The 12,523-nt window shown below is 61.8% G+C and carries 11 protein-coding genes; all 11 read right to left on the reverse strand.

Annotation, left to right across the window (positions count from 1 at the left end; all coding sequences use genetic code 11):
- Positions 1-104: 104 nt before the first annotated feature.
- Positions 105-818: a TetR/AcrR family transcriptional regulator gene (locus AC0Z4S_RS11840; RefSeq protein ID WP_056783159.1), complete on the reverse strand. Its 714-nt coding sequence runs from the start codon at positions 816-818 to the stop codon at positions 105-107.
- Positions 819-923: 105 nt separating this feature from the next.
- Positions 924-2,426 carry a lysine--tRNA ligase gene (gene lysS / locus AC0Z4S_RS11845; protein ID WP_329517496.1) on the reverse strand — a complete coding sequence of 501 codons (1,503 nt, stop codon included), beginning with the start codon at positions 2,424-2,426 and terminating at the stop codon, positions 924-926.
- Positions 2,427-2,535: 109 nt separating this feature from the next.
- Positions 2,536-3,631 (reverse strand): peptide chain release factor 2 gene (gene prfB, locus AC0Z4S_RS11850; RefSeq protein WP_099758102.1). Its coding sequence is split into 2 segments (ribosomal slippage): positions 2,536-3,558 and positions 3,560-3,631, totalling 1,095 coding nucleotides; the frame shifts between segments, so codons are not numbered across the junction.
- A gap of 201 nt (positions 3,632-3,832) precedes the next feature.
- Positions 3,833-4,834: a response regulator gene (locus AC0Z4S_RS11855; RefSeq protein ID WP_116658290.1), complete on the reverse strand. Its 1,002-nt coding sequence runs from the start codon at positions 4,832-4,834 to the stop codon at positions 3,833-3,835.
- Positions 4,835-4,882: 48 nt separating this feature from the next.
- Entirely contained in the window at positions 4,883-5,893 is a 1,011-nt protein-coding gene (gene cheB / locus AC0Z4S_RS11860) for a chemotaxis-specific protein-glutamate methyltransferase CheB (RefSeq protein WP_485623111.1), read from the reverse strand.
- Positions 5,890-8,160: a response regulator gene (locus AC0Z4S_RS11865; protein ID WP_485623113.1), complete on the reverse strand. Its 2,271-nt coding sequence runs from the start codon at positions 8,158-8,160 to the stop codon at positions 5,890-5,892. The genes cheB and AC0Z4S_RS11865 overlap by 4 nt, the downstream gene beginning before the upstream one ends.
- Positions 8,157-8,840, reverse strand: coding sequence for a chemotaxis protein CheW (locus AC0Z4S_RS11870; RefSeq protein ID WP_471877370.1), 684 nt, complete (start codon positions 8,838-8,840; stop codon positions 8,157-8,159). The genes AC0Z4S_RS11865 and AC0Z4S_RS11870 overlap by 4 nt, the downstream gene beginning before the upstream one ends.
- A complete protein-coding gene (locus AC0Z4S_RS11875) occupies positions 8,837-10,108 on the reverse strand; it encodes a CheR family methyltransferase (protein ID WP_485623115.1) in 1,272 nt (423 codons plus the stop codon). Before AC0Z4S_RS11875 ends, AC0Z4S_RS11870 begins: the two co-directional genes overlap by 4 nt.
- The gene (locus AC0Z4S_RS11880; protein ID WP_485623117.1) at positions 10,105-10,641 is read right to left on the reverse strand and encodes a chemotaxis protein CheW; all 537 of its coding nucleotides are present in this window, start codon (positions 10,639-10,641) and stop codon (positions 10,105-10,107) included. Before AC0Z4S_RS11880 ends, AC0Z4S_RS11875 begins: the two co-directional genes overlap by 4 nt.
- Positions 10,641-12,263 (reverse strand): methyl-accepting chemotaxis protein, encoded by a 1,623-nt coding sequence (locus AC0Z4S_RS11885; protein ID WP_485623118.1) that lies wholly within the window; start codon positions 12,261-12,263, stop codon positions 10,641-10,643. Before AC0Z4S_RS11885 ends, AC0Z4S_RS11880 begins: the two co-directional genes overlap by 1 nt.
- Positions 12,264-12,316: 53 nt before the next feature.
- The coding region (locus tag AC0Z4S_RS11890) for a hypothetical protein (RefSeq protein ID WP_485623119.1) at positions 12,317-12,523 on the reverse strand (207 nt) is incomplete at its 5' end.

The raw sequence follows: 12,523 nt of genomic DNA on the forward strand, positions 1-12,523 counted from the left end.
CGAAGGCTGCGATCTTTTTACCTTGGTCTTCTCAAAGCAGATCAAAAGATCGCAGCCTTCGGCAGCTCCTACAGTGTGATCGGCGTCAGACGGATGACATTGTGTTAGACCGACGCCAGCACCAGGTGCATATACCGCGTCAGAATCCCGAGCATGTCCTCTTCGGCCAAAGGCTCGGCGTCGTTAAGCAGGCCCTGATATTCCATCCGCCCGATAATCGCCGTCAACACCTTGGCATCCTGCTGCGGTTCGCGCGAGCCCAGTACCTGAAACAACTGGCAAGTGCCCTGCAACAGAATCTGCTGATGCGAGCGCACCAGAATCGCCAGGCGCGGGTTGAGCAGCGCCTCCTGGCGGAAAGCCTGTTCGGCCATCAAATGCTCGCGGCGGTTGATCAATTGCCGGTGCACGTAATCGGCCATCAGCCGCGCAATGTCATCGGCCAGTTGCGAGCGCGACTCCGGGCTGCCGTCGGCGCTGACCACCATTTCGCGCAGCAGACCTTCGTTGTTGATCCACAACTTGGCCATGTACGCCGCGCTGCGCTCCACATATTGGGCGAAGGTATCGGTGAGCAGGTCATCGATATCCTTGAAGTAATACGTGGTCGCCGACAGCGGCACGCCGGCCTCCGCCGCGACCGCACGATGGCGCACGGCACGTACGCCGTCGCGCACGACAATGCGCATCGCGGCGTCGAGAATGTCCTGGCGACGCTGCTCACTGCCCTGTCGGCTGGCCTTGCGGCCCTGGTACTGAACACTTTCAGCGACCGCAGTGGCGATACCCGCTGCACCTTCTTGAGCTATTGCACCCATCACGACAGCACTTCCTCTGCTATTTGCAAATTAACCAATTGATACATTTGTACCAGACAGGCAATAAAAAGCCGCCTGTTTTAGGCGGCTTTTCAACTGAAACGTTTACGCTTGCGGTCGCATGTGCGGGAACAGGATCACATCGCGGATCGACGGCGAGTTGGTCAGCAACATCACCAGACGATCGATGCCGATACCTTCACCGGCGGTTGGCGGCATGCCGTACTCCAGCGCACGGACGAAGTCGGCGTCGTAGTGCATGGCTTCGTCGTCGCCGGCATCCTTGTCGGCCACCTGGGCCATGAAGCGCTCGGCCTGGTCTTCGGCGTCGTTCAACTCGGAGTAGGCGTTGGCGATTTCACGGCCACCGATGAACAGCTCGAAGCGGTCGGTGACGTTCGGGTTGTCGTCGTTGCGACGGGCCAGCGGCGACACTTCGAACGGGTACTGAGTGATGAAGTGCGGCTGTTCCAGTTTGTGCTCGACCAGTTCTTCGAAAATCATCACCTGCAGCTTGCCCAGACCTTCGAAGCCCAGCACCTTGGCGCCGGCCTTCTTGGCGATGGCGCGGGCCTTGTCGATGTCGTTCAGATCATCGGCGGTCAGCTCAGGGTTGTACTTGAGGATCGAGTCGAACACCGACAGACGCACGAACGGTTCGCCGAAGTGGAACACCTTGTCGCCATACGGCACGTCGGTGCTGCCCAGCACCAGCTGCGCCAGCTCGCGGAACAGTTCTTCGGTGAGGTCCATGTTGTCTTCGTAATCGGCGTACGCCTGATAGAACTCCAACATGGTGAACTCAGGGTTGTGACGGGTCGAAACACCTTCGTTACGGAAGTTGCGGTTGATCTCGAAGACTTTCTCGAAACCGCCAACCACCAGACGCTTCAGATACAGCTCAGGGGCGATACGCAGGAACATTGGCAGGTCGAGCGCATTGTGGTGGGTCTCGAACGGCTTGGCCGCGGCGCCGCCGGGAATGGTCTGCAGCATCGGCGTTTCGACTTCGAGGAAGTCGCGCTTCATCAGGAAGCTGCGGATGTGCGCGATCACTTGCGAACGCACGCGGAAGGTCTGGCGCACGTCTTCGTTGACGATCAGGTCGACGTAACGCTGACGGTAGCGCTGTTCGGTGTCGGTCAGGCCGTGGTGCTTGTCCGGCAGCGGACGCAGCGATTTGGTCAGCAGGCGCACGCTGGTCATTTCAACGTAGAGGTCGCCCTTGCCGGAACGCGCCAGGGTGCCTTCGGCAGCAATGATGTCGCCCATGTCCCAGGTTTTCACTGCGGCGAGGGTTTCTTCGGACAGGGTCTTGCGGTTGACGTAGACCTGAATGCGCCCGGTCATGTCCTGGATCACCATGAACGAGCCACGGTTGAGCATGATGCGACCGGCAACCTTGACCGGGATTGCAGCCTCTGCGAGCTCTTCCTTGGTCTTGTCCGCGTACTGTTTCTGCAAGGCATCGCAGTAGTTTTCGCGGCGGAAGTCGTTCGGGAAGGCATTGCCCTTGGCGCGCTCGGCAGCAAGCTTTTCCTTGCGCAGGGCGATCAGGGAGTTTTCTTCCTGTTGCAGGGCTTGCGGGTCGAGTTGTAGGTCGCTCATGTCTTTAAGTATTCCATCAGGTTCGTTGCCCCCGGGCCCTGCGGCCCGGGGATCGCCAGCAGGCTGGCTCCTACAGGGATCGAATCGCTCGATCCTGTGTTGGCGTCTGTTACAGGCCCGATTTCAGGCTGGCTTCCAGGTACTCATCGATGTCGCCATCGAGCACCTTGTCGCAATCGCTGCGTTCGATGTTGGTCCGCAGATCCTTGATCCGCGAGGCATCGAGCACGTAAGAGCGGATCTGGTGACCCCAGCCGATGTCCGACTTGGTGTCTTCCAGCGCTTGCGAGGCGGCGTTGCGCTTCTGCATTTCCTGCTCGTACAACTTGGCCCGCAGCATTTTCATCGCGGTGTCCTTGTTGGCGTGCTGGGAACGTTCGTTCTGGCAGCTGACCACGGTGTTGGTCGGTACGTGGGTGATACGTACGGCCGAGTCGGTGGTGTTTACGTGCTGACCACCGGCACCGGAGGAACGATAGGTGTCGATCCGCAGGTCTGCCGGGTTGATTTCGATTTCCACCTTGTCATCGATCTCTGGCGAGACGAAAACGGCGGAGAACGAAGTGTGGCGACGGTTGCCGGAGTCGAACGGGCTCTTGCGCACCAGACGGTGCACGCCGATCTCGGTACGCAGCCAGCCAAAGGCGTATTCGCCCTTGATGTGCACGGTCGCGCCCTTGATTCCGGCGACTTCGCCGGCGGACAGTTCCATGATGGTCGCGTCGAAACCGCGTTTGTCGGCCCAGCGCAGGTACATGCGCAGCAGGATGTTGGCCCAGTCCTGCGCTTCGGTACCGCCGGAACCTGCCTGGATGTCCAGATAGGCGTTGTTCGGGTCCATTTCATGGCTGAACATGCGACGGAATTCCAGCTTGGCCAGATTTTCCTCGAGACGGGCCAGCTCGGCGACGACATCGCCCACTGCGCCTTCGTCGTTCTCTTCGACGGCCATGTCCAGCAGGTCGCGGCAATCGGCCAGACCGCCGTTCAGTTCGTCGAGGGTGTCGACGATCTGCGCCAGCGCGGCACGCTCGCGGCCCAGTTCCTGGGCGTATTCAGGTTTGTTCCAGACACTCGGATCTTCAAGCTCGCGATTGACTTCGGTCAGACGCTCATGCTTTTGATCGTAGTCAAAGATACCCCCGAATAGTTTCGGAGCGCTCGGACAGGTCCTTGATGGTGTTCAGGATCGGGTTGATTTCCATGACGGGCAGCACTCGTTGGCGAACTTTTGAAAGCCGGCGAGTATAACGTAAACAGGCTGTCGCGGCAGCCCGTCTGGCGGGTGTGGGGGTGATTCACTTGACACATTCTCACTGTAGGAGCTGCCGAAGGCTGCGATCTTTTGATTTTGCTTTCAAGATCAAAAGATCGCAGCCTTCGGCAGCTCCTACCAGGATCGCGGGCTATTCGATCCCGACCTGATTGCGTCCATTGTTCTTCGCCAGATACAAGCCGCGATCCGCCGCCGAAATCAGCAGCCGGCAATCACTCCCCGCCTGCGGCACCATGGTCGCCAGACCGATGCTGATGGTCAGACTGGAGCCTTCGGCCGGTGTGTTATGCGGGATCTTCAGCGCCGCCACGGTCTGGCGCAGCTTCTCCGCCAACAGCCGCGCGCCGCCCGGTGAGGTGTTCGGCAGGACCAGCACGAACTCCTCGCCGCCATAACGCGCCGGCAGGTCCGACGGTCGCGCGCTGGCCTCGCGGATCGCTGTGGCGACCTTGCGCAACGCTTCGTCGCCTTCCACGTGGCCAAAACTGTCGTTGTACGACTTGAAGTAATCGACGTCGATCATCAGCAATGACAGCTGCGTCTGATCGCGCAGCGAACGGCGCCACTCCAGTTCAAGGTACTCGTCAAAGTGGCGGCGGTTGGACAGGCCCGTCAGGCCGTCGGAGTTCATCAGCCGTTGCAGCACCAGATTGGTGTCGAGCAATTGCTGCTGGCTCACCCGCAGCGCGCGATACGCCGCGTCGCGCTGCAGCAGGGTCATATAGGAACGCGAGTGGTAGCGAATGCGCGCAACCAGTTCGATGGTGTCCGGCAACTTCACCAGATAATCGTTGGCACCGGCAGAGAACGCCGCGCTCTTGATCAGCGGGTCTTCCTTGGTCGAGAGGACGATGATCGGGATGTCCTTGGTTGCCGGATGATTGCGGTATTCACGCACCAGGCTCAGGCCATCGAGGCCGGGCATCACCAGGTCCTGGAGGATCACCGTCGGTTTGATCCGCACCGCCTGGGCGATGGCCTGCTGCGGGTCGGAGCAGAAATGGAAGTCGATGTTTTCCTGATCCGACAGCCCACGGCGCACCGCTTCGCCGATCATCGCCTGATCATCCACCAACAACACCATAGCGGCGTTCTCGTCGGTTTTAATGTCGTCGATCTGTAAATCATTCATGAGCGGTCACCTGAGTACTGCGGGGGCCTGGATTGCCGATCAACCTGTTCATTTGGGGAAAATCTCCAGCAATCGTGGCGCTATCTTTTCCAGCGGGCGGATTTCCACCGCGGCATCGATCGCCGCGGCAGCCTTGGGCATGCCGTAGACCGCACTGCTGTGCTGATCCTGGGCGATGGTCAAATAACTCTGCTGGCGCATGAGCTTAAGCCCTTGCGCACCATCGCGCCCCATCCCGGTCAATAAAACCCCGACGGCGTCACCGTTCCAGTAACTGGCCACGCTCTCGAAAAACACGTCGATCGAGGGGCGATAGATCTCGTTGACGGGTTCGGCGGTGTAGGCCAGCGTGCCGTTCTTCAACAAGCGAATATGGTGATTGGTCCCGGCCAGCAACACTGCGCCACTCTGCGGTGGCTCGCCTTCACGGGCCAGACGCACATCGAGGCCGCTGGCGCTGGCCAGCCATTCGGCCATGCCGGCGGCGAATACCTGATCGACATGCTGCACCAGCACGATCGCCGCAGAAAAATCCTTCGGCAGGCCCTTGAGCAACACTTCCAGCGCCGCCGGCCCACCCGCAGACGAGCCGATCGCCACCAGCCGCTGACGTGACGGCGAACTGCGCGGCGAACTCGGCGTGGGGCGCGAACGCGGCGCCTTGTCGCCGATCAGCCAGCCGATGTTGAGTATCTTGCGCAGTAACGGCGCGGCGGCTTCCTGAGCATTGCCGGCGCCGATCGCCGGGGTGTCGACCACGTCCAGCGCGCCGTGGCCCATGGCCTCGAACACGCGGTGCACATTCTGCTGACGATCCACCGTCACGATGACGATTGCACACGGCGTCTCGGCCATGATCCGCCGCGTGGCTTCGACGCCGTCCATGATCGGCATGATCAAGTCCATCAGAATCAGGTCCGGGGTGTTTTCGGCGCAGCGTTGCACCGCCTCGGCGCCGTTGCCGGCAACCCAGATCACCTGATGCGCCGGCTCGAAGGCCAGCGCTCGGCGCAAGGCCTCCACCGCCAGGGGCATGTCGTTGACGATTGCGATCCTCATGCCCGCGCTCCCCCAATGAGCTCGACCACTGCATCGAGCAGGGCGTCGTCATGAAAACTGGCTTTGGCTAGATAATAGTCGGCGCCGGCGTCCAGTCCACGGCGGCGGTCTTCTTCGCGATCCTTGTACGACACGACCATCACCGGCAGCGATTGCAGGCGGTTGTCGCGGCGCAACAGGGTGACCAGCTCGATGCCGTCCATGCGCGGCATGTCGATGTCGGTGATCAGCAGATCGAAGTTCTCCGAACGCAGCGCGTTCCAGCCGTCCATGCCGTCCACCGCCACCGCGACGTCGTAGCCGCGATTGAGCAGCAGTTTGCGTTGCAGCTCGCGCACGGTCAGCGAATCGTCGACCACCAGTACCCGTTTGCGCGCCGCTTCTGCGGCCTGGTTGCCGTGGCGAGCAATGCGCTCCAGACGCCCGGTATTGAGCAGCTTGTCCACCGAACGCAGCATGTCTTCGACATCGACGATCAGCACCACCGAACCATCATCGAGCAGGGCCCCGGCGGAAATGTCCTGAACCTTGCCCAGACGCTCATCCAGCGGCAACACCACCAGCGTGCGCTCACCGACGAAACGCTCGACCGCCACGCCGTAGATTGCCTCGCGCTCGCGGATCACCACGACTTTGAGGGTAGCGCCAGCGTTCTGACTGGCCGGGCGATTGAGCAACTGACTCGCCGCCACCAGGCCGACATGGCGGCCCTCGTGCCAGAAGTGCTGGCGACCTTCGACCTGCACGATGTCTTCGGGGGCCAGATCGCACATGCGTTCGATGTGCGCGAGCGGGAACGCATAGGCTTCTTCGCCGACCTCCACCACGAGGCTGCGCACCACCGACAAGGTCAGCGGTACCTCCAGGTGGAAACGGCTGCCCTCGCCCGCCGTCTGTTCCAGCACCACGGCCCCGCGCAATTGGCGGACCATGTGCTGAACAGCGTCCAGACCGACGCCGCGGCCGGACACTTCGGTGACTTTGTCACGCAAGCTGAAACCCGGCAGAAACAGAAATGTCAGCAGCTCCTCTTCGCTCAATTGCGCTGCGGTTTCGGCTGGGGACAACTGCCGCTCGACGATGCTGCGGCGGACTTTCTCCAGATCGACGCCATTGCCGTCATCGCTCAATTCCAGCACCAGCAGTCCGGCCTGATGGGAGGCGCGCAGGCGAATCAGACCTTCTTCGGGCTTGCCCTTGAGCAGACGTTGTTCCGGGGTTTCGATGCCATGATCGACGGCGTTGCGCAGCAGATGCGTGAGCGGCGCTTCGAGCTTCTCCAGCACGTCACGATCGACCTGGGTTTTCTCACCTTCGATCTCCAGGCGCACTTGTTTGCCGAGGCTGCGACCGAGGTCGCGAACCATGCGCGCCTGTCCGCCCAATACGTCAGCGAACGGGCGCATGCGGCAGGCCAGCGCGGTGTCGTAGAGCACTTGCGCGCGCTGGCTGGCCTGCCAGGCGAACTCGTCGAGTTCGGCGTTTTTCTCGCTGAGCAGTTGCTGCGACTCGGCGAGCAGGCGTCGCGCATCTTCCAGCGCCTCCAGAGCTTCCGGGCTCAGCGCATGTTCTTTCAGGTGAACGTTGAGGTTTTCCAAGGCGCGCAGGCCGTTATTCTGCATGCGTTTGAGCCGCTGCATGGTCGCCAGGTGAGGTTTCAGCCGCTGGGTTTCCACCAGCGATTTACTCGACAAATCGAGCAGGCTGTTCAGGCGTTCGGCGGTGACGCGCAAGACGCGTTCGCCGCCTTCGGTGGTTCGTTTGTTTGGGCGCGGTGTCGGCTCGGCGGGCTCGTCAACAATCGGTGCAGATGTTGTTGGAGCTGGCTCGATCTGCAACTCGGCCATCGGCGGCGTGGCAACCACAGCGGCAGGTGCCGACGGATCGAGCAGACGCCCCATCAACGCCACGTAGGCTTCAATGTCAGTCGATTGCGGCGCGCTGGCCGGCGTGGCGATGCGCATCAGCAGATCGGTGCCCTGCAACAGCGCGTCGATGTGCTCGGGGCGCAGCAATAATCGGCCCTCCTGCGCGCTGACCAGGCAATCCTCCATAACGTGGGCGACGCTGACGCCGCTGTCGATACCAACGATCCGCGCTGCGCCCTTGAGCGAATGCGCCGCGCGCATGCACGACTCCAGTTGATCGGCCTGGGTCGGATTGCGCTCCAGCGCCAGCAGTCCGGCGCTGAGCACCTGGGTCTGGGCCTCGGCTTCGAGGCTGAACAGTTCGAGCAGAGAGGCGTCGCGCATTTGCTCGGGGGTCATGTCAGGCTCCGGGTCACGGCGGACAACAGCTGTTCTTCGTCCAGCCAGCGCAGGCTGCGACCGCGATATTGCAGAACGCCACGGGTGTACCTGGCACTGGTCTGCGCACCGGACTGCGACGCGGCATCGAGGATGCGTTCGTCGATGGCATGGATGCCGTCCACCTCATCCACCGGCACCACCACTGGCCCGCCGTGGGCGGCGATGATCAGCATGCGCGGCATGACTCGTCCGCCGCCGACCGGCGCAACGCTGCCGTCAAGGTCGAGCAATTCCACCAGCGACAGGCACGCGACCAGTGCGCCACGCACGTTGGCCACGCCGAGCAAGGCGCGCGAGCGCTGGTGCGGCAGCGAATGAATCGCCTGCAGCGGCGCGACTTCAACGAGGCTGCGCGTCGCCAGTCCGAGCCATTCCTCGCCGAGGCGGAACATCAGCAAAGAGCGGGTCTTGACGTCGGTTTCGACCTTGCTGACCACCGCGTCGCGCTGGTCCTGCTGCAACGAATAGCGGTCGAGCAGGCGCGTGGCGGCGGCGGAATACACCGAGCAGTTGCGGCAATGGATGTGCTCTTCCAGCAACGGGCAGGACTTGTCGCCGTGGATGCCGATGCGGTTCCAGCAATCGTCTATGGCCTGGGCGTCTTCGTGGGTGACGTTCAAGGTGTCGGACCCGTTCATCGTTTACGCTCACTGTCGGCGGTGCGCCCGCTGCGGGCGGCGCGCTCCTGCAATCGTCGGGCACCCGCCGAGTCGCCCTGGGCCTGCAGCAACGCGGCCAGGTGCATCAGCGCTTCGGGGTGTTGCGGTTCGAGGTACAAGGCCTTGCGATAATAACCCTGGGCTTCGAGGCTCAGCCCGGCGACATCGCTGAGCAGGCCGAGCCAGTAGAACACCTGCGCCACCGGTTCATGACTGCGCAGATACTGTTCGCACGCGGCACGGGCCTCGGCGCTTTTGCCTTCGTTGGCCAGTGCAGCAATCTGCGCCAGCAATGTCGCGGCGTCCGGGTCGGCGGTTTTTTTCGTCACTGGCAAAGCGGTCACGGCGGCAAACGGACGGCTGCGCACTGGCGCTGGCGGGGTGCTGCGCAGTGGTTGGCTGACCGGCACGGCGAGCGGTTTGGGCGTCGGCAGCGGTTCGGGGTGCGGCTCGCTGTGACGGCTGAAGGCAAACGACTGCGGTATGCCGATCGAGCGCATGCCCAAGCGCCCAAGCAGACTCCCCTCCGCCGGGCCGATAAACAGCACGCCGTCGACATGGGTCAAGCGCTTGAGCACTTCGAACACCTGCTTCTGGGTCGGCTGGTCGAAGTAGATCAGCAGGTTGCGGCAGAACACGAAATCGAATGCAGGCTCGCTGGCCAACAGCGTCGGATCGAGCACATTGCCGACCTGCCAGCGCACTTGTTCACGAACGTATTCGTTGACCCGGTGGCCATCCTGCTCAGGCATGAAATGCCGGTCGCGAAACTGCAGATCCTGCCCGCGAAACGAATTCTTGCCGTAGACAGCGCGGCGCGCCTTGTCCACCGACAGCGGGCTGATGTCCATGCCGTCGACCTTGAACTGATGCGGTTTGAGCCCGGCATCGAGCAAGGCCATGGCGATCGAATAGGGTTCTTCACCGGTCGAGCACGGCAGGCTGAGGATGCGCAATGCGCGCATGTTGTTCAGCTCGGCGAGACGCTGACGGGCCAGTTTGCCCAAGGTGGCGAAGGATTCCGGGTAACGGAAAAACCAGGTCTCCGGGACGATCACCGCTTCGATCAGCGCCTGCTGCTCATCCCGCGAGCTTTGCAACAGTTGCCAGTATTCGTCGGCATGGGCAGCCTGGGACAGCGTGGTGCGCTGGCGCACGGCACGCTCGATGATCGCCGCACCCACCGAGGCGACATCGAGGCCGATGCGTGCCTTGAGGAAATCGAAAAAGCGCTGATCACCATTCATGGCAGCGCCTCAAGCTGCGCCGGATCGCGCGGCGGATCGGGGAACAGCAAGCTGCGCACAGCGTCATCGAGCAGGTCATTGACCCGCACCCATTGCAGCAAGCCCTGCGCATCTTCGCGCACCGGGCCGAGGTACGGCGCCTCGCGGTTGTCGAGGCCGTAAGGCTGGAAGTCTTGTGGATGACAGCGCAGCGTGTCGGTGGCCTGCTCAAGAATCAGTCCGAGCCATTGCATTCGCTGCGAGTCGTCCGGCTGGTAATTGACCAGCACCAGCCGCGTGCTGGTACGCGCCTCGGCGGGCTGGCCAAAAGTCAGCGCGCTGAGATCGATCACCGGCACCACCGCGCCGCGATAGGCGAACACCCCAGCCACCCAATGCGGCGCTTGCGCAATCGGCTTCAATGGCAGGCGCGGCAGCACTTCGGCCACTTCAGTAGCGCGCAGGGCGTAGCGTTCGCTGCCGATGCGAAACAGCAAAAACAGCGCCTGCTTCGCCACAGGCGCGGTGCCACGCTTGGCGATGATTTCGCTCATCAGACTTTGAATCGCGAAACGCCGCTGCGCAGGCCGACGGCCACCTGGCTCAGTTCGTCGATGGCGAAACTGGCCTGACGCAGCGATTCGACGGTCTGGCTGCTGGCATCGCCCAACTGCACCAGCGCATGATTGATCTGCTCGGCACCGGTGGCCTGGGCCTGCATGCCTTCGTTGACCATCAGCACCCGTGGCGCCAGCGCCTGCACCTGATGGATGATCTGCGACAACTGCTCGCCGACCTGCTGCACTTCGGACATGCCCCGGCGCACTTCTTCGGAAAACTTGTCCATGCCCATCACACCGGCCGACACTGCCGACTGGATCTCGCGGACCATTTGCTCGATGTCATAAGTCGCCACGGCGGTCTGATCCGCCAGACGCCGGACTTCGGTGGCGACCACGGCAAAACCGCGACCGTATTCGCCGGCCTTCTCGGCTTCGATCGCTGCGTTGAGCGACAGCAGGTTGGTCTGGTCAGCCACTTTGACGATGGTCACCACCACCTGATTAATGTTGCCGGCCTTCTCGTTGAGGATCGCCAGTTTGGCGTTGACCAGATCAGCCGCGCCCATTACCGAGTGCATGGTGTCTTCCATGCGCGCCAGGCCTTGCTGGCCGGAACCGGCGAGCACCGAGGCCTGATCGGCAGCGGTGGACACTTCGGTCATGGTGCGCACCAGATCGCGCGAGGTCGCGGCAATCTCGCGAGAGGTTGCGCCGATTTCGGTGGTGGTCGCTGCAGTTTCGGTGGCGGTGGCTTGTTGCTGCTTGGAGGTGGCGGCGATTTCGGTCACCGAGGTGGTCACCTGTACCGAAGAACGTTGGGCCTGGGATACCAGTGACGTCAGCTCGGTCATCATGTCGTTGAAGCCGGTTTCGACAGCACCGAATTCATCCTTGCGATCGAGGTTCAGGCGCGAACTGAGGTCGCCGGTGCGCATGATGTCGAGGATGGTCACGATGCGGTTCATCGGCGCCATGATTGCGCGCATCAACAGCAGACCACAGAGGCCCGCGGCCAGTACCGCGACCAGCAGGGAAATGACCATGCTGACTTTGGCCGTTGCGACCGCGTCGTCGATGTTGGCCATGGCGGTATCAGCGACGACTTTGTTTTCGCCAATGATGTCGTTGAGTTTCATCCGCCCCGTGTACCAGGCCGGGGTCAGTTTTTCGTTGAACAGCTTGATGGCATCGGCTTCCAGATTGCGCTTGTGCAAGTCCAGCACCGCATCCTGAATCTGGATGTAGGTGTCGTGGTACTTCTCGAACAAGGCGAATTCGGATCGGTCTTCATCGGTGGCCATGGTTTTGCGATAGTTGGCCATCTGCTCCTGCAGACGCGCCTCGAACGCCTTGTAGTCCGCCGCGTCTTCGCTGGAAATGCCCTGGCCTTCCTTGAGGCCGAGCAGCTCCTGGGTCTGCAAGTAACTGTCGACCCACGCGCCGCGAATCATCGAGCTGTAATAGACACCGGGGATGGCGTCGTCGCGCACGCTGTTTTCACTGGCCTCTATCTTCAGCAACCGCGAATAGGACAGCACCACCATCAACAGCATGATGGCGATAATCACCGCAAAGCTCGCCAAGATGCGTTGGCGCAACGTCCAGTTCTTCACAGTGAATCCTCGTGCCTGATCGAAATGCGGGGAGTATAGCCGAGGGCGGTGTTTCATTTATAAGACGCTTTATAACCCGCGCCTCCGGCAGGTTTCACGGATAAATTCGATTCGGGCAACGCACTGATCCCTTGTAGGAGCGAGCCTGCTCGCGATAGCGGTGTATCAGTCGCCGAAGATTTGCCTGAACGGACGCCTTCGCGAGCAAGCTCGCTCCCACAGGTTTCGCGGATGAACACGAATTCGGGGCAACACACAAA

The organism is Pseudomonas sp. 1L-B-1-E-C1 (genome assembly GCF_057291835.1).